Source organism: Bailinhaonella thermotolerans, assembly GCF_003594875.1.
Lineage (GTDB): Bacteria > Actinomycetota > Actinomycetes > Streptosporangiales > Streptosporangiaceae > Bailinhaonella > Bailinhaonella thermotolerans.
On record NZ_QZEY01000005.1, the window covers coordinates 148,071 to 165,719 of the forward strand.

The 17,649-nt window shown below is 71.1% G+C and carries 16 protein-coding genes; 10 read left to right on the forward strand and 6 right to left on the reverse strand.

Features of this window, described 5'->3' with window-relative positions; genetic code table 11:
• The first annotated feature begins 36 nt into the window (after positions 1–36).
• The 8 genes from D5H75_RS16025 (at position 37) to D5H75_RS16060 (ending at position 8,629) form a co-directional block, all read left to right on the forward strand.
• Complete coding sequence (locus tag D5H75_RS16025) at positions 37–747, forward strand: TetR/AcrR family transcriptional regulator (protein WP_119927268.1); 711 nt, start codon at positions 37–39, stop codon at positions 745–747.
• 275 nt (positions 748–1,022) lie between these two features.
• A complete protein-coding gene (locus D5H75_RS16030) occupies positions 1,023–3,233 on the forward strand; it encodes a protein kinase domain-containing protein (protein ID WP_202638206.1) in 2,211 nt (736 codons plus the stop codon).
• Positions 3,234–3,677: 444 nt separating this feature from the next.
• Positions 3,678–4,202: an RNA polymerase sigma factor gene (locus D5H75_RS16035; RefSeq protein WP_119927270.1), complete on the forward strand. Its 525-nt coding sequence runs from the start codon at positions 3,678–3,680 to the stop codon at positions 4,200–4,202.
• Entirely contained in the window at positions 4,199–5,101 is a 903-nt protein-coding gene (locus D5H75_RS16040; RefSeq protein WP_147425173.1) for a hypothetical protein, read from the forward strand. The genes D5H75_RS16035 and D5H75_RS16040 overlap by 4 nt, the downstream gene beginning before the upstream one ends.
• 229 nt (positions 5,102–5,330) lie before the next feature.
• Positions 5,331–6,104 carry a phytanoyl-CoA dioxygenase family protein gene (locus D5H75_RS16045; RefSeq protein WP_119927272.1) on the forward strand — a complete coding sequence of 258 codons (774 nt, stop codon included), beginning with the start codon at positions 5,331–5,333 and terminating at the stop codon, positions 6,102–6,104.
• Positions 6,105–6,230: 126 nt separating this feature from the next.
• Positions 6,231–6,575, forward strand: coding sequence for an STAS domain-containing protein (locus D5H75_RS16050; RefSeq protein WP_119927273.1), 345 nt, complete (start codon positions 6,231–6,233; stop codon positions 6,573–6,575).
• Entirely contained in the window at positions 6,572–7,564 is a 993-nt protein-coding gene (locus tag D5H75_RS16055) for a sensor histidine kinase (protein ID WP_119927274.1), read from the forward strand. Before D5H75_RS16050 ends, D5H75_RS16055 begins: the two co-directional genes overlap by 4 nt.
• A gap of 90 nt (positions 7,565–7,654) precedes the next feature.
• On the forward strand, positions 7,655–8,629 hold the full coding sequence (locus tag D5H75_RS16060; RefSeq protein WP_119927275.1) for an ornithine cyclodeaminase family protein: 975 nt from the start codon (positions 7,655–7,657) through the stop codon (positions 8,627–8,629).
• Between the two features lie 34 nt (positions 8,630–8,663).
• On the opposite strand, the gene D5H75_RS16065 is transcribed toward D5H75_RS16060, so the two are convergent.
• On the reverse strand, positions 8,664–9,137 hold the full coding sequence (locus D5H75_RS16065) for an HPP family protein (protein ID WP_202638207.1): 474 nt from the start codon (positions 9,135–9,137) through the stop codon (positions 8,664–8,666).
• Positions 9,138–9,343: 206 nt separating this feature from the next.
• Positions 9,344–10,216 carry an alpha/beta fold hydrolase gene (locus D5H75_RS16070; protein WP_119927277.1) on the reverse strand — a complete coding sequence of 291 codons (873 nt, stop codon included), beginning with the start codon at positions 10,214–10,216 and terminating at the stop codon, positions 9,344–9,346.
• Between the two features lie 134 nt (positions 10,217–10,350).
• On the opposite strand from D5H75_RS16070, the gene D5H75_RS44140 reads away from it, so the two are divergent.
• Entirely contained in the window at positions 10,351–10,926 is a 576-nt protein-coding gene (locus D5H75_RS44140) for a TetR/AcrR family transcriptional regulator (RefSeq protein WP_119927278.1), read from the forward strand.
• A gap of 149 nt (positions 10,927–11,075) precedes the next feature.
• Here D5H75_RS44140 and D5H75_RS16080 read toward each other — a convergent pair whose 3' ends face one another.
• The 3 genes from D5H75_RS16080 to D5H75_RS16090 form a co-directional block, all read right to left on the reverse strand.
• Positions 11,076–12,374, reverse strand: coding sequence for an FAD-binding oxidoreductase (locus tag D5H75_RS16080; RefSeq protein WP_119927279.1), 1,299 nt, complete (start codon positions 12,372–12,374; stop codon positions 11,076–11,078).
• Between the two features lie 168 nt (positions 12,375–12,542).
• Positions 12,543–13,259 (reverse strand): hypothetical protein, encoded by a 717-nt coding sequence (locus tag D5H75_RS16085; protein WP_119927280.1) that lies wholly within the window; start codon positions 13,257–13,259, stop codon positions 12,543–12,545.
• Between the two features lie 102 nt (positions 13,260–13,361).
• On the reverse strand, positions 13,362–13,700 hold the full coding sequence (locus tag D5H75_RS16090) for a HEAT repeat domain-containing protein (RefSeq protein WP_119927281.1): 339 nt from the start codon (positions 13,698–13,700) through the stop codon (positions 13,362–13,364).
• Positions 13,701–13,960: 260 nt separating this feature from the next.
• On the opposite strand from D5H75_RS16090, the gene D5H75_RS16095 reads away from it, so the two are divergent.
• Positions 13,961–14,884, forward strand: coding sequence for a hypothetical protein (locus D5H75_RS16095; protein WP_119927282.1), 924 nt, complete (start codon positions 13,961–13,963; stop codon positions 14,882–14,884).
• A 245-nt stretch (positions 14,885–15,129) separates the two neighbouring features.
• Here the strand turns inward: D5H75_RS16095 and D5H75_RS16100 are convergent, their stop codons facing one another.
• The gene (locus D5H75_RS16100; RefSeq protein WP_242454272.1) at positions 15,130–17,568 is read right to left on the reverse strand and encodes a M4 family metallopeptidase; all 2,439 of its coding nucleotides are present in this window, start codon (positions 17,566–17,568) and stop codon (positions 15,130–15,132) included.
• Between the last annotated feature and the right edge of the window lie 81 nt (positions 17,569–17,649).

Here is a 17,649-nt window from a genome sequence, read left to right on the forward strand (position 1 = left end):
ACGGTGTACGCTTACGGCGAAGGGAAAGGGGCGCGCATGGCGGACGACAACGAGGCCGGGGACTTCCTGTGGCGGCGGCTGGAGCGCGGGGCGCGAGCGCCGCGCGTGCAGCTCACGCACGCGCAGATCGCCGAAGCCGCGATCGAGATGGCCGACGCCGAGGGGCTCGACGCGGTGTCGATGCGCAAGCTGGCCGACCGGCTCGGGGTGGCCACCATGAGCCTGTACCGGTACGTCCGGAGCAAGGACGAGCTGCTGGAGCTGATGGTCGACGCCGCCTACGAGCAGGTGGAGATCCCCGAAGGCGCGGACTGGCGGGAGACCCTGCGCGCCCGCGCCTGGGCCACCCGCGCCACCTACCTGCGGCACCCCTGGCTGGTCCGGCTGGGCGAGCCGCTGACCCCGGCCGTCACCGCGAGCGCCGACCGCCTGCTGGCCACCCTCGACAGCACCGGGCTGGACGCCGACACGAAGATGGTCGTGCTGCGCACCGTCCGCTCCTACGTCAACGGGATCATCGCCGGCGAGATCGAGCTGGCCGAGCTGCTGCGCCGCGAGGGCGTCTCCGACATGGACGAGCTCCGCCACGCCTACGCGCCCCGCATGCGCTGGCTCCTGGAGTCGGGCCGCTACCCCGCCTACCGCGACTACATACGCCACGGCCGCCGCAAGGACGACACCGTCTGGCAGTTCGAACTGGGTCTGGAGTGCGTCCTAGACGGCCTCGCCACCCGCCTCGGCATCTGACCCCTCCCTAGCCCTCGGCGTCGAGCGCGCACCCACCGAACCGGGCATCCCCGCCCGCCCATAAGCGCTCGGGTGTGGCGGGAGATGCAGGTGCGACGCCGGCGACATCGTCACTCGCTGGGGGTGAGGCATTGGTTACATTCCGCACCATGACACATGACATGGTCAAAGATGTAACCAATAGGTATTGGTACACGATTGTTCCTAGACGTACTCTGTGCACCCATACCCAACTCCGCCCGACGTCCCACCGGAGGGTCAACATGAATCGGGCAGTGATCGTCGGGCTCGACCATTACGTTTCGGCTCCCGCCTTACAGGGCTGCGAGCAAGACGCCAAGGACATGGCCACATGTCTCTCGTTCGATCAATATGATTTCGACTCCAAGATACTGTTGAACGGCCAGGCCACTCGGTCGAAAATATTGCAGAGCCTCTCAGAGATCGCCTACAGCGAAGCAGGCGGAGAGATTCTGCTTTTCTACTTCGCCGGCCATGGTCAGGTCCTCGGGCAGGCCGGCCACCTGGTGACCTACGACTCTCAACCATTCGACCCCGGGATTTCCTTGAGCCACCTGGCTCAGATCATGGAATCGGCCAGCCTCAGATTCCGTCACGTGGTCAGCATTCTCGACTGTTGTCACGCCGGAGCCGCCTTCACGTGGACAGGCAGCAGGCCGTTGCAGAGCGGGGACATCGAACGTGAGGTTCTGACGGTCAACGAGAGCCGCTGTGTGCTCGCGGCCTGCCGTCCGGAGCAGGTCGCCCTCGAACTCCCGGAAGGCGCCGGCGGCGTCTTCACCAGGGCCCTGACCGAAGGTCTGCTCGACGCCGCCGTCAACTGGGATGGGGAAGTCACGCTGCTGAGCCTGTTCGAGTACATCTCCGAGGCGATACCCAAGGAGTTCCAGACCCCTGTATTCAAGGGCGACATAGCGGGCACGGTCGTCCTCGGCAAGGGATTCACTCCGCGCCAAGGCAGGCAAATCGATCGCGGAGAGCTCCTGCAGACCCTGGCCAAGGCCCATCACCTCGTCGATCAATACCATCATCTTCAGCTTAGAGAGCTGTCGGAAAGAAACATCCGGTTGCGACAGGGCTCCAAGATCTGCTCGGCAGAGCTGGAGAGCATCGTGGGGTGGTTCGACGAGACCGAGCGAAGCCTCGCAGACTTGCGACGGAACCAGGACTGGGTGAATCTGACGGGCCGCGTGCGGGAGTTCAGGAAGAATCTCGCCGACCTGAGCCCCGGCGAAGAGACACGGTACGGCCGGGTCCTCAGGCATCTCGGCCACGGTGGTTACGGCCATGTGTGGGAGATCGAGGGCGCGGACGGCAAGCTCTACGCGATGAAGCTGTTCCACGGCAATGAGTTAGATGACGAAGTCAAGGTGCAGCGCTTCACCAATGGCTATCACAACATGCGCAAACTCCAACACCCGCGTATCGTTCGCGTCCATTCGCTGATGCACGCCCCGTTCGGCTTCGTGATGGACGCGATCCCTGGCGAGAATCTACGTTCCCACATCGGCAATGACAATCCTGAGCTCATCCTTCGCCTGATGATAGACATCTGCGAGACGGTGCAGCACGCACATTCTCAGAAGGTGAAGCACCGAGACATCAAGCCCGAGAACATCATCATCGTCCGGAGTGACGACGACCGGTTCACGCCGTACCTGACGGACTTCGATCTGGCTTATCACGAGACGAACAGGACGGTCACCACGAACATCGGCGTCGGCGGGGTGATCAACTATGCCGCGCCCGAGCAGCTGTTCGAACCCAACGCCAAGCATTCGCGAAGCGAGACCGTCGACGTGTTCAGTCTCGCCCAGTTGATGTACTTCCTGGTGACCGGCCGGGACCCCAGCGGTGAGAACTTCGATCGAAACAAACAGATCCTCACCCGCGAGCTCGGCAGCTGGATCGACGATCGCGCCGCGGCGATTCTGATCGATCTGTACACACGATCGACCTCCAAGACTCCCGCCGAGCGCCCTCAGTCAGTGGTCGAGTTCGTAACTCCGCTCAGGAACGCCGAGTCACTGATCCACATCGCCAGCGGCAGCGACCAGATCGATGAGGACGACCTCTGCCGGAGAGTCGGGCACGCCTATGCGGGACTCAAGCAGTACACCTGCACCGAAGACAACTGCCGGATGACGAGCCCGTCGGGGCAGATAGAGATAATCGTCCGCCTCAAAGATGTTCGCGTCAATCGGATGGCGGTGATCGAGATCGAGTTCTCAGTGATAGACAAGATCCCGGTCCCCGGCTTCAAGACCGGAAAGTCCGCGCGCGAGTCCATCAATATGCGCCTGGACAAGATATTCCCCAGAAGTTCCAATGTGAGACGGCACCCGGGGAACAAGGGAGCGTACCAGGTCTTTATGATCATGGAAAAGGTGCCGCTCGATGTGAAGGGGCTCGCCAGGATCACCGAGGTGATCAGCAAAACGGTCGCCGGCATCGAACAGTGGTAGTGACCCAGCGGCGGCAGGTGGCCGTCTTCCGCTGAGCGCCGGAACAAGAATGCCCTCAAGCGGTCGAAAGGCTGAGGCGGCCTCGACAGACTGGTGACAAGGTGCCAGGCTGCGCGGAAACCGGTGAGGGCTCGGGCAGATGATGCCGCGACAGCCCGCCACGCGCTCGCGCGTCGATGAGCACGGCCGGTGGACCGCCCAACGTAGGGGTTGCCGCACCGGGCAGCGAGCCCTTCCCCCGCGCTAGCTAGCCGTACGGGATGCGACGCCGCCGCACGACTCGTTGTGCGGGATGCGGGGTGCCGCCGTGCGGCTTGTCGGGCGGGGTGGGGGGCGGGTTCTTCTCGTTGGGGCGCGGGGGATTCGGGGGCGGTGAAACGGGGGGTCGGGGTGCCGGACACCTACCTTGTCGTCCGATGCCTTAGAGATACGAGGAGACCGGTGATGCGAGATCGCTTCGAGGCGATCTACGACGCCTGCTACCCGGCGATCCACCAGTACGTGGCCCGTCGTGCCGAGACGCCGGACGACGCCGCCGACGCGATCTCGGAGACCTTCCTCACGGCCTGGCGCCGAATCCACGACGTGCCCGAGGGAGAGGCGGCCCTGCACTGGCTGTACGGCGTGGCCCGCCGCGTCCTGGCCAACCAGCGGCGCGGCGCCGTACGGCGGGCCGGGCTGTCCGACCGGCTGCGCGACGAGCTGGCGGCCTCCGCCGGGACGTACGAGCTCCCCGAGGGGCTGGAGCACGTCCGCGCCGCCTTCGACGCGCTGCCCGAGCGCGACCGCGAAGTGCTCGCCCTCGCCTGCTGGGAGGGCCTGACGGGCGAGCAGATCGGGCGTGTCCTCGGATGCACGGGCGTCGCCGCCCGCATCCGGCTGCACCGGGCGCGCAAGCGGCTGGCCAAGGAGATCGGCGTGACCGGGGAGGGCCGGACGGCCTCCGTGCTGAGGGGAGAGCACCTGTGAGCAAGATCGATCGAATGGTCGCGGCCATCGACCCCGCCCCTCTCCCGCCCGAGCGGGGGCCGGGCGCGGCGGAGCTGCGGGAGAACATCCTGGCGGCGGCCTCGCCCGCTCCCGCGCGGCGGGCCCGCCGCACCCGCTGGGCCGTGGTGATCCCGGCGGCCGGGGCGCTCGCGGTGGCCGGCGTGATCGGCGCGAGCCTGCTGCCGCCGGGCCGGGGCACGGGCGGGAGCGACCCGGCCGCCACGACGGGCCGGCCGGGGATCGGCCCCCAGGCGGCCGCGGCGGCGACGCTGCGGTTCGAGCCGACCGGGGACGGCGGCTACAAGGTCACGGTGAAGGACCTCTACGCCGACCCGGAGCGGTACCGGGCGGAGTTCAGGAAGCGCGGATTCGACATCAGGCTGTCCTTCACCCCCGCGTCTCCGAGCCTGGCCGGGCGGCTCGTGTTCGCCGAGGATCCGGGGACGGGCAAGCCCATCGAGCACGTCATCAAGGACTGCGACAGCCCCGGCGGGGGGTGCGCGGTCAGCCTGAAGATCCCGGCGGGGTACCGGGGCCCGGGCGCCCTCGGGTTCGCCCGCCCGGCCAAACCCGGTGAGCAGTACAGCAGCGCGGGCCTGGCCGACGCGCCCGGCGAGCTGCTCCACTGCGTCAAGTGGCGCAACCTCACCGTGGACGACCTGCGCGCCGTGCTCGCGAAGAAGAACGCGAAGATCGCCGAGTTCCGGGTGAACATGGCGAAGTCCGAGCCCGCCGCGGACGTCCCCGGCGACTGGCGCGTCCACGACGTCGCGCCGTGGGCGCCGGGCGAGGTCCTGGTCTGGGCCGACGAACGCCCGGCCGAGCTCACCCCCGAACAGCGGGCGGCCGAGGACAAGGCCCTGGCCTCCTGCGACTGACCCACCCGCCGGAGCGGCGCCGCCTCCCGCGCGAGGCGGCGCCGCTCCGGCGTCCTCACAAGAGAGGCGGCGCACCGCCCGCCGTACGGCGAGGCGGAGGCGAGCCGGGGCGAAGCCGTACGGCCGGGGAGCCGGGGGCGAAGCCGTACGGCCGGGGAGCCGGGGGCTCATGCCGTACGGGCGGAAAACGGGTCGATCCGGAAGGGGGGCGCCGGGCAGACTCGGGGGCATGAACGTGGATCAGTTCGTCAGGGACGGGTTCGTCAAGGTCGAGGGCGCGTTCCCGGCGGAACTGGCGGCCGAGTGCCGGGAGATCCTGTGGCGGGACACCGGGTGCGACCCGGACGACCCGTCCACCTGGAAGAACCCTGTGGTGCGCCTCGGCGACCACGCGGACGAGCCCTTCCGGAAGGCGGCGAACACGCCGGAGCTGCACGCGGCGTTCGACCTGCTCGTCGGGAAGGACCGCTGGTGGCCGCGCGGGAGCCTGGGCACCGTGCCCGTGCGCTTCCCCAGCGAGGAGGAGCCCGGCGACGACGGCTGGCACATCGAGGCCAGCTTCGCCCCGGAGGACCCGGCCCAGTACCACGACTACCTGAACTGGCGGGCGAACGTCCGCTCCCGCGACCGGGCGCTGCTGATGCTGTTCCTGTTCTCCGAGGTCGGACCGGACGACGCCCCCACGCGGATCCGGGCCGGGTCGCACCTCACGGTCGCGCGCCTGCTGGAGCCGCTGGGCGAGGCGGGGGCGAGCATCCTGGAGTTCTCCCCGAAGGCCGAGGAGGCGACCCGGGACCTGCCGACGGCGCTCGCCACCGGCCGGCCGGGCGACGTGTACCTCTGCCACCCGTTCCTCGTCCACGCCGCCCAGCCCCACCACGGCACCCGGCCGCGCTTCATGGCCCAGCCGCCGCTGTTCCCCCGCGAACAGCTCTCGATCGACCGTGCCGACGGCGCCTACTCCCCCGTCGAGGCGGCGATCCGCCTGGGTCTCGGCCGCTGACCCCTCCCTGCCGTACGGCTCGCGCCCCCCGCGCGAGCCGTACGGCTTTGGCGGAGCGAGCCGACCCGGGTCGCCGCTCGGTTACGCTTGGGAGGCTGGAAGCGGGCCACTGAGGAAGTGCCGCCTATGAACCCTGCCTATGACGACGGTCAACTCCGCATCACGACGACACTCGATCCGCCCGGACTCCGCCTGCACGGCGTGGTCCACTCGCTCAACTCGGTCGCGCTCCAGCGCGAGCTGACGCCCGGAGCGGGCAGGCGGGGGGATCTGACGATCGACGCGACGCGCCTGGACCACATCGACGTCACCGGGCTCCGCGTGCTGGCCAGCACGGCCCACCGGCGGTCATCCGAGGGCGGGCGCCTGGTTCTGGCCGGGCTGTCCCCGCATCTGCGGCAACTGCTCGTCCTCCTGGGGTGGGACAGCACTCCGGGACTGCACTTGAACGAAGGAGGTGCCGATACGTGATCACCCGGGACACGGTCACCGAGCCGGCGCCGATGGTTCACCAGGGCAACATCTACGGGTCCGACGAGGAGTTCCTGGCGATGGCGGTGCCGTTCGCCGAGCAGGGTCTCGCCGCCGGCGAACCCGTCCTGGCCGCCACCACGGCGCGCAACATCGAGCTCCTCTACGACGCCCTGGGGCCCGCCGCCGAGGAGGTCGACTACGCCGAGACGGCGTACTTCGGCCGCCGCCCCCCGCAGCGGGTCGCCGCGTTCCACCGCTACTGGCTCGACGCCTCGAAGCGGAACGGCGGACGCCACGTGCGCATCATCGCCGAACCCGTGTGGAACGGCCGGTCCACGCGCGACGTGCTCGCCTGGAAGCGCATGGAATCGGCGCTGAACCTCGTGCTGGCCCCCACCGGCATCTGGATGATCTGCCCCTACGACAGCCGGGTCGTCCCCGACGACGTGCTGCTGGCCGCCGAGCAGACGCATCCGTCCTGCATGCAGGGCGACCGGGCCGAGGAGAGCGGCCACTTCGTGGACCCGCTGCGGTTCTTCGCCGAGTGCGACACCCCGCTGCCGCCGCCCCCGGCGGACGCCGCCACCCTCAGGGACGCCGGCTTCCGGTCGCTCCGCGACTTCCTCAGCGCCCAGGCCGCCGCCCGCGGCATACGCTCCCAGCGGGCGATGCTCCTGGTCACGGCCGTCAACGAGGCGGTGACCTACCTGTCGTCCCGCAGCGCCGCGCGGCCCACGGTCCGCCTGTGGACCAGCCCGGGCGCCCTCCTCTGCCAGATCGACCAGCCCGGCGCCGAGATCGACGACCCGATCCTCGGCCTCCGCGCCCCCACGCTGACCGAGGCTCCGGGCGACGGCATGTGGCTCACCCGGCAGATCTGCGACCACGTGGACATCCGCAACACCCCGCGGGGCGCGACGATCCGGCTCCACTTCCCCACCTCCCGGGCCGCCGAGCTCCTCCAGGCCCCCACCGCGGTCTTCTGACCCCCGTACGGCCTGAGCCCGCCGGCGCGACCGAAGCCCGGACGGGCTCCCGCCGTACGGGGGCGATGGGGCGAATGCGAAGATCGTCCTGTGACGCTGCTGCTGGGACGCGCTGAGCTGGAACGCCTTCTGGACCTGGAGTCGTGCATGGAGGCCCTGGAACGGGGCTTCCTGGCGGAGCCCGCGGAGATCGAGGCGCAGCGGGTGCGGACCGACCTCCCGGGGCCGGGCACCGCGACCGCGCTGATCCCCGGCCTGGTCCCGGGCATCCCCGCGTACACGGTCAAGGTCAACGCCAAGTTCCCCGGATCCCGCCCCGCGCTCCGCGGCGTGGTCTGCCTCCACGACCTCGCGACCGGCGAACTCCTCGCGGTGATGGACTCCGCCACCATCACGGCCTGGCGCACCGGCCTCGCCGCCGCCCTGGCCACCCACGCCCTGGCCCGGCCGGCCGCCGCCTCCCGGGTCGCGGTGATCGGCGCGGGCGCCCAGTCCGCCCTGGTCCTCCGCGGCCTCCTGGCCCGCCGCCGCGTCACCCACCTCACGGTCCACGACCTGGACCCGGCCCGCGCGGAGTCCTTCGCCGCCGGGGTACGGCGATCGCCGGGCGCGGGCGACATTCCCGAGATGTCCGCCGAGATCGCCCCGACTCCGGTGGACGCCGCCCGCGAGGCCGACATCGTGATCCTCGCGACGTGGACCCGGACCCCCCTGCTCGACGAGCACGACGTCAAGCCCGGCGCCCACGTCACCAGCCTCGGCGCGGACGAGCCCGGCAAGAACGAGCTCTCCCCCGCCCTCCTCCGCCGGAGCCGCGTCTTCGTGGACGACATCCCCCTGGCCCTGGCCATGGGCGCGCTGGGCAACGCCGGCCTGCCCGCCGAGACCGCCGCCGGCACGCTCTCCCAGTTCCTGCGCGGAACGGTCGAGGCGCGCCGCTCCCCCGGCGACACCACGGTCTACGCCCCGGTCGGCCTGCCCTGGCAGGACGTCGCCCTGGCCTGGCTCGCCCACTCCCGCGCCCGCGAGACAGGGGCCGGCACCCCCTTCGACTTCCTCGCCTGACAGCGCTGACGGGGCCGAGCGGGTCCCCCCTCGATCAGGCCTTGGGGGCGAGGCGGGGCAGGAGGTGGGCCGCGGCGTAGGAGAAGGGGAGCAGGATGAGGACCGCCGGGAGCAGGACCGCCAGGAGGTAGAGGGGGCCGGGGTCGGTGAAGCCGACGTACGCGGCGGCGGCGACGGCCGGCACGTGCGGGGTCTTGAGAAGGATGAGCAGGGCTATCGCGACGGCGCCGGAGGCCGCGGCGGTGAGCTGCGAGGGACCGGCCAGGTACGTGATCAGCAGGGCGGGGATCACCGAGGCGGGGTAGCCGAGGGCGATGGCCCGGGGGCGGGCGAGGGGCGCGGAGGGGGCCATCGCCAGGACGCCGGCGGTGGCGATGAACGGGATCGCGAGCACGTCCAGGCCGGTCAGGGCGTCGGCCGCGGCGAGGGTGAGCAAGACGGCGACGGCCAGGCCGGCGGCTCCGAGCGCCGCGGCGGACACGGGACGGCGCAGGGAGATCTGCGGCATTTCTCTACCTTTCCAGGGATCCCCGGCTCGCCTCGGGCGGCCGGCGTGCGGGGTCTCGGCCCGGTATGCCGGGCTCCGGGCGATCCGGACTCTCGTCCGCGGGTTCGTCCCGCCCATCCGGTACGGCTCTCGCGGCCCCCCGCGTCGCGCGGCGGCGCCGGGACCGGGAGGTCCGGGGGCGAGAGCCGTACCGATGCTCGGGGCGGTCAGCGGACGGCCCGGCGGAGGAAGTCGCGGATCAGGGTCGCGATCTCCTGGCCATGGGTCTCCAGGGCGAAGTGGCCGGCGTCGAGGAGGTGCAGCTCGGCGTCGGGGAGGTCGCGGAGGTAGGCCTCCGCCCCCGCCGGGCCGAAGATCTCGTCGTTGCGGCCCCAGGTGATCAGCGTCGGGGGCCGGTGGGTGCGGAAGTACTCCTGGAAGGCCGGGTAGCCGTCGAGGTTGAACTGGTAGTCCCAGAAGAGCTGGAGCTGGATCTCCTTGTTGCCCGGCCGGTCCAGCCCGGCCTGGTCCAGGAGCCAGGTCTCGGGGGCGATCCGGTCGAGGCGGTCGGCCGGCACGCCGTGGGTGTACTGCCAGCGGGTGGCCTCGGCGGTGAGCAGCTCGCGGACCTTGGGCTCGTGGGTCGCGCGGTCCTTGGCGTGGGCGAACAGGACGTCCCAGAACGGGGTGAAGCCCTCCATGTAGGCGTTGCCGCTCTGGGTGATCAGCGCGGTGACGCGCTCGGGCCGCCTGCTCGCGATGCGCAGGCCGATCGGGGCGCCGTAGTCCTGGATGTAGAGGGCGAACCGGTCGAGGCCGATCCGGTCGAGGAGCTTGAGCGTGATGCCGGTGAGCGCCTCGAAGCCGTACTCGAACTCCTCCACCGAGGGCGTCGCCGACCGGCCGAATCCGACGTGGTCGGGGGCGATCAGGTGGAACTCGTCGGACAACTCGGCGATCAGGTCGCGGTACATGTGCGAGCTGGACGGGAAGCCGTGCAGCAGCACCAGCGTGGGCTTCGCCGGGTCGCCGGCCTCGCGGTAGAAGACCTCCAGGCCGTCGATGATCTCGGTCTTGTACTGGGTCAGGAACGCGGACATCACACTTCTCCCAATCTCACAGTCGGAGAACGATCGTTCTCCTCCGCTGCGGGAGAACGATCGTTCTCCCCGATGGCCGATACACTAGAGAACGTTGGTTCTCCATGCAAGTCGGACATCGAGGGAGATTTGGGATGGACGCCGAGACCGCGCGGACGCGCCTGCTGGAGACGGCGTACGCGCTCTTCAACGAACGGGGCATCCAGGCGGTCGGCATGGACGAGATCAGGTCCGCCTCCGGCGTCTCCCTCAAGCGCCTCTACCAGCTCTTTCCCTCGAAGGACGAGCTGGTGGAGGCGGTGCTGCGCCGCCGGGACGAGGACGTGCGGGCGTCGGTGACCGCCCGGGTCGAGGCGCACGAGGACCCCGAGGAGCGCATCCTCGCGGTCTTCGACTTCCTGGACGCGTGGTTCCGCCAGCCGGACTTCCGCGGCTGCACCTTCATCAACACCTTCGGGGAGCTGGGCGGCGTGGCCGGGCCCGTCGGCGACATCGCCCGCGCCCACAAGCAGGACCTGAGGGACCTGTTCACCGCCCTGGTCGCCGCCGCCGGGCGGCCGCGGGAGCTGGCCGGCCAGCTCACCATCCTCGCCAACGGCGCGATGGCCACCGCCGGCATCGAGGGCTCCCCCACCCCGGCCCGGCAGGCCAGGTCCGCCGCCCGCACCCTCCTGGCCGCCACTCGCCCCGCCCCGGCCCGCACCACCTGAGCACCCGCTCATGTCGTGCGGGGCGCCCCGCCGTACGGCCTGCGCCCCGCCGTACGGCATGAGCCCGGCGTACGGCATGAGCCCCGCAGTACGGCATGAGCGGGCCCGCCGTACGACGTGGATGGTCGTGCGGCGGGCCGGTGGGACGGTCAGTGGCGGGGGTCCGCCGGGGCGATGTTGAAGTTGAGGCGGAAGAAGTTGTCCGGGTCGTGGGCGCGCTTCACCTCGCGGAGACGGTGCAGGTTGGCGAAGGTGAAGGCGGTGCCGGTGCGGGCCGGGTCGATCAGGAAGTTCAGGAACGAGCCGCCGTTGGCGTGCGGGCGCAGGCGGTCGGCCACGCCGGGCAGCACGGTGTCGATGATCGCCGAGTAGGCGGTCGAGCGGTGACCGGCCGGGCCCGCGCCGGGACCGGGGTCGGACAGGGCGCCGCCCCAGTGCCGGATCTCCACGGTGGCGAGCCGGCCGGCCTCGACCAGCGTCTCGATCACCGGGTCGGGCAGTTCGTCGAACAGGTCCAGGTGCCGCGCCGGCGTGCCGCCCATGGCCGCCTCGGCGTACGGCATCACGCGCAGGTCCTCGGCGTGGGCCGGGCCCGCGACCTCCCACAGCGGCTGGAGCAGGCGGCGCGCCTCGTCGGCCTCCCCGGCGTACATGACCTTGATCAGCATGGCCCGCCGCTCCGGCGCGCCGGGCATCGCGGTCAGCACGATCGCGGTGCTCATCGCGTTGGGCACCAGCGCGCCCCACTGCCGGTGGAACGCGATCGTCTCGGCGGCCCGCTCGATGGGGAACCACGCGAACCCCGCGTAAACGGTGTGAACCGGGTAGAGCTTGAACTCCAGCGAGGTCACGAGCCCGAAGTTGCCGCCGCCGCCGCGCAGGGCCCAGAACAGGTCGGCGTTGCGGTGGTCGTTCGCCGTCACGATCTCGCCGTCGGCCGTCACCACCTCGGCCTCGGTCACGCTGTCGGCCGCGAAGCCGTGACGCCGCCCGAGCCAGCCGAGCCCGCCGCCCACGGTGTATCCGACGACCCCGACGTCGGGCGACGACCCGGACAGCGGGGCCAGCCCGTGGGCCGAGGCCGCGGCGAGCACCTGGCCCCACTTCGTGCCCGGCCGCACCCGGGCGACGCGGCGCACGGGGTCGATCCGGACGCCCCGCATCAGGTCGGTGCGCAGCAGCATCCCGCCGTCGGCGACGACCCGGGTGCCGTGCCCGGTCGCCTGGACCGCCAGCGGCAGCAGGTTCTCCCTCGCCGCGGTGACCGCGGCCCGCACGTCCTCGGCGCTCCGGGCCTCGGCGACCACCACCGGCCGCGAGTCGACCTCGGGGTAGAGCCCCCGGCGTCCCGCGTCGTAGCCGGCGTCCCCGGCCATGTGAACGGCCCCGCCGAATCCCCGCCGGGCCAGCCCCGCGACGTCACTCCGCAGGTCATCGAGAACAGTCATCTCCGCCGCCTCCTCGTCTCCACCACGCGCCCGGCGGGACGTCCGTCCACCGCCGCTCCGGCCGCACCCGGCCCCTTCACGCACCCCCAACCTTGCCAACCCCCACCGACAAAACCGGGCCGAGCCGTACGCCGGGGACGAGGAGGCGCGCTCCGCCCGGCGGCCGTCCTACCCCGCGACGCCGATCAGCACCGCTCCCACGCCCACGGCCACGACCAGCGGATACGCCCACCATCGCGGGGCCGGGCCGCTCTTGAGGACCGCGACCCCGAGCGGAACCAGCGCCGCGCACAGCCCGATCGCCGCGACCATCGACATGGGGCCCGTCCCCTTGAGCACCCCGAGCGGCATCGCCGACATGAGCGCCAGCCCCACGCACCGCACCGCGCCGAGCACCCCGTCCCCGAGCGCCCGGGCCCGCCACGCTCCGACGCCCAGCACCACCCACCCGGTCACGATCGCGAGGTTGAGCGGCTGGAAGACGTGGAACGAGCCGTACTGCGCGGACACCACCGCCTGCGCCGCCGCCGGCCCCCGCGCCTCCACCAGTTGAGCCGCCAGGTGGTTGATCCCCGCGTGAAACACCCGCGCGATCAGGCCCGCGACGACCAACGCCCCACCCCACGCGGCCCACCCCGGGCGGACCCGCCCCACCCGCCGCGCGAGCGCGACGACCCCGGGAACCAGCAACGCCACCCCGGCCGCGAACGCGCCGTACGAGAAGGTCATCGCCTCAGGACGCTCGGCGAACCCCGCGAGCTGCTCGGGAAAGAAGTCCCCGACCCCCAGCCGCGCCATCACCCCTGCCAGCACCAGCAGCGGCCCCAGCGTCAGCCCGGCCCCCTCCACCCACCGAACCCCGCCCATCTCCCCAGAACTCGTCATGACCCCAATCCAACGCCCCCACCCCCGCCCCCCGCAGTAGCCCCAACAAGAGTCCCCGAGGTAGCCCCACCACTACCCCCGCCCGGCGCCACGCCCGGGCGCCTACTCGATCAGGGCGTTTGTTCGGGCCTTCCAGAGTTCGTGGCGGGATTCGGGGGTCGCCAGCAGTTCGAGGCCGCGGGCGGCCCAGTGGCGCAGGGATTCGTCCTCAGTGTGGAGTTGGGCGATCAGGGTCGGGAGGGCCGCGGGCGAGCGCGATTCGCCGATGAGTTCCAGGAGCCAGTACTTCAGGCCGTGGTCTTCCGTTTCGGCGGTGAACTCGGCGATCAGCTCGTCCACGTGCTCGGCGGCGTGGGGCAGGAGCAGGTGGAAACCGTCCTCCCGGAGCTGCGGGTCACGCCTGCGCATGAGCCACATCGCGCGCTCGAATCGCCTCCTCATTTCGCTGACGATATCCCTTGGCACGACCAGGGACCCATGGCCTAATCGCCGGCCGTTTATTCGGGGCTGATGTGAGGGCGGTGGAGGCATGGACTCCGGGGCGTGCGATACGCGAGGATTCGGTGCGCCCTCCGCATTCACCGGCCGGTTCGGCTCCCGGTCCTCGCCGGCTTCGGCCCTCACGGAAACCGGACGCCGGAAGGCGGCGCGGGAGCCGTGCGGCGTGGTCGAGTGACTCTTTACCCGAGGAGCGGGACCGGATGCTCGTGAACCGTGATGACGACGGGTTGCCCATTCTGACCAGGCTGGTGAGAGAGCTCGTACGGCTGGCGCTCGCGGTGGGGCTGCCGGTCGGGATCCTGCTGGCGCTGATTCATGTGGGGAACGGCTTCTACGCGCGCAGCGGGGACGGGGAGGCGCGGTTCAGGGAAGCGGCTCTCGCGCATTTCCGATTGAGCCATCCCACTCACGACTCGCTCTCGATCTCCTCCGGTTGCTGCGAGACGGGACTGCTCTCGATGGAGCTGGAGTTCACGGCGGGGCCGGTCGCCGCGCGGCGACGGGACCCCCGGCGGGATCAGACGGGGGAACAGGCAGGCGGGGAACGGTTCCGGTTCACGAAGTGGACTCTCGGCGGAATGGACGTCCCCTACGGCAACCATTGGTATCCACTGGACTCGGAGTTCAGCGGAGTGGGGAACGGGCTCCCGCACGAAACGGCCGAGGAGCGACGGCGGAGCCGGCGGATCCTCGACCGGCTGCCGGAAGGGGATTTCGCGGCGGCGGTGGTCGAACTGGAACACCCGTTGCCCCTCGGGGACCTGCCGCACACCCCTCCGGGAGCGATCACGCACACTCTGGCCATCTCGAAATCGCCCCGGAAACCCCTCCATCCGCCCGTGCTCATTCCCCGGTACGCCGACTGCGGCCACGAGGCGGAGAAGGACCGCCCATGCCCCGGATCGCCGTTCGAGTACGCCCGGATGTGGCATGACGAGCTGGTCGAGCAGGGGCTCTGGCATGAGCGGCCGGGATGGGACGAGGCCCTCCGGGAGGAACGCGTCTACGCCTTCCTCGTCTCGGACCTGCGGGTGAAGGACCTGTCGGCGCTGCTCAAGGACCCGAAGGTGCGCTCCGTCAGGGTCACCGACACGGCCCGCGACCTGACCTACGACGGCACCTGACCGCTCGCTCCCGGCGTGCGCCCCCACTCGCTCTCGCCGTACGGCCCCGCGCCGACCGGCCTCCCCCGGGCCCGCTCTCCTGGGCGTACGGCCCGCGCTCGCGGCGGCCGTACGCCCGGGGAGCGCGGGCGCGGGCCGAACCGGCCCGTACGCCCGGGGAGCGCGGGCGTGGGCCGTACCGGGGCGGAAAGGGGACCGGCGGGACGCCGTATGGCGTCCCGCCGGTCTTTCGGGGGTGGAGAGGGTCAGCTCCGGGTGATGGAGATGTTGTCCACGCCGGCCTCTACGAGGCTGGCGGTGCCGGCGTCAGCGGCCTCGATGAGGATGCGGACGGACTGGCCGGCGTAGGAGGAGAGGTTGACCGTGGCGGTGTTCCAGGTGCCCGCGCGGTTGGTGGCCGCGCCGAGCTGCTCGAAGACGGTGCCGGTGGTCGCCGAGACGACCTTGACGCGGAGGTAGTCGGTGTTGCTCGCGTTGTTCAGGTGCGCCAGGTACCACGAGAAGCTGAGCGTCAGGTTGGCGCCGGACGGGAGGGCGATGGCCGGGGACTGCATGGTGGTCACGCCGCCGTCGAGGTCGTAGTCACCGGCGCTCGCGCCCGCCGCCGCGCCGGTCACCACGGCGTTCACGCCGCTCGGGGTGGTGTCGGGCTGCAACGCCGTACCCGAGTAGCTCGTGGGCTGCGGGTTGCCGCGCTCGAAGCGGCCGGAGGTCGCCGTGCCGCCCGCGGTCCAGCCCTTGTCGGTCTCGAAGTCGTCCGAGAAGACCGGGCCGCCGGTGGTGCCCACGTTGAGCGTGAAGACCGCCGTCTTGTCCTGCGCGGTGCCGTCGCCGGTGATCGTCACCTGGTGCGAGCCCTCGGGGGTCGTGGCGCTCGTGGCGATGGTCATCGTGGACGTGCCGCCGGAGGTGACGGACGGCGGGTTGAAGGTGGCGGTCGCGCCGGCCGGGAGGCCGGACACCCGGAACGTCACGGTCTGGGCGTTGCCGCCGGTGGTGCGGGTGGTGATGGTGGACGTCGCCGACTGGCCGGGGGTGATCGAGGCCGAGGCCGGGTTGATCGTCATGTCGAAGGTGTCGCCGCCGCCCTGGCAGGTCGTGGGCTCACCGGACGCGGCGGGGACGCTGACGGCGTTCCAGGCGGCGCGGGTGGCCTCGAACTCGGCGCAGGAGCCGGGGAAGAGCTGGATCGCGGCCTCCAGGGACGCCTTGCGGGAGAGCGAGTGCGTCCAGTAGGAGACCTTGCGGTTCAGGGCGCCCATGAAGATCTTGCCGGCCTTCTGGATGCCGATCCCGGTGACGGTCGAGCCGTTGCAGGTGGGGCTGTTCGGGCGGCCGTTGCCCGGGTCGTTGGCGTTGGAGCCCTCGGACAGCAGGTAGAACCAGTGGTTCTGGACGCCGGCGGCCGCGTGGACCTCCATGCCGGGAACGCTGGAGCTGAAGCAGTCGGGGTGCCCGGAGATGCGCGACGGCTGGTTCATGTACCGGATCGGGCCGCGGCCGACGAGGTTGACCTCCTCGCCCACGTCGTAGTCCGGCGGGTCCAGGTTCGGCGGCTCGGGCCGGCGCGGCTCGTTGAGGTACCACTCGGTCAGCGCGCCGAAGATGTCGCCGGTGGACTCGTTGAGGCCGCCGGTCTCGTTGCTGCCGGTCGAGCCGCCGGGCGTGGTCTGGAAGATCGCGTGGCCGTACTCATGCGCCACGACGTCGGTCGGGGTGGCCTGGCGCTGCCCGTCCTGGGACCGGCCGAAGTTGGTGAAGCTGCCGTTCCAGTAGGCGTTCGCCTGGGCGAGGCCGACGCGCGCCGGGAACCCGCCGCCCTGGCCGTTGATGCCGTTGCGGCCGAGCCACGAGCCGAGCATGTCCCACTGCTTCTGGACCGCGTACAGCGCGTCCACGCAGGCGGTCTCCAGGTTCGTGCCGGTGCCGTTGCCCCAGTTGTCGTCCGGGCCCGAGTACGTGCCGCCGTCCTGTCCGCCGCAGCGGATGCCCGGGCGGCCCGGGTCGGCCATGGTGTACTGCGTGCCGGACTGGGTCGTGGCGATGGTCACCGGGCCGTGGTAGTAGCTGTTGCCCTGCCCCTCGCGGACCTCGTCCCAGGTCTCGACGACCTCACCGGTCTGCGCGTCCACGTAGACGTGCAGCTTGTACGGCCGGCCGTTCCGCTCGCCCTCGACGACCGTCTCGTACGTCAGGACGCCGTCGCCCTTGGCGAGTACGGTGAGACGCGGCTCGGACGTGTCGCGGATCCCGGCGGCGGCGCGGCCCCGGGCCTTCTCGTCGGCCTGGTCGGCGGAGAGCTTGGGGGTGGTGGGGACGTTGAGCGCCTCGGTCTGGGCGACAGAGGTGCTCAGTACCTTGCCCGCACCGTCCACCACGATCACGAAGTCGCCGCCCTCGACGGGGATGCCGGCGTACTTCCGCTCATAGGAGACGTAGTACAGGCCGCCGCCTTCGGTGACCGCCTGGCGCTCCATCGTGTCCTTCGCGGACTTGTGGAAGACGCCGGGGTTGGCGGCGATCAGCCGGTCGGCCGCCGCGGCCGCCTGGGCCTTGGGGTCGGCCTGCTGCGGCGCGTGTTGCGTACGGCCTTGGGCCGAGGCGACGCCGGCCGGGGTCACGGCCAGTGCCACGGCGAGGCCCGCGGCCAGGGCCAGACCGGCGAACTTGGGGGTTGGTCTCACGCGGGGGCTCCTCTAACAACGGGGGATTTGCGTGAAAGGGTGCTTCTGCGTACCGTCTCGGGGTTGGGGGATTAGAGGAAG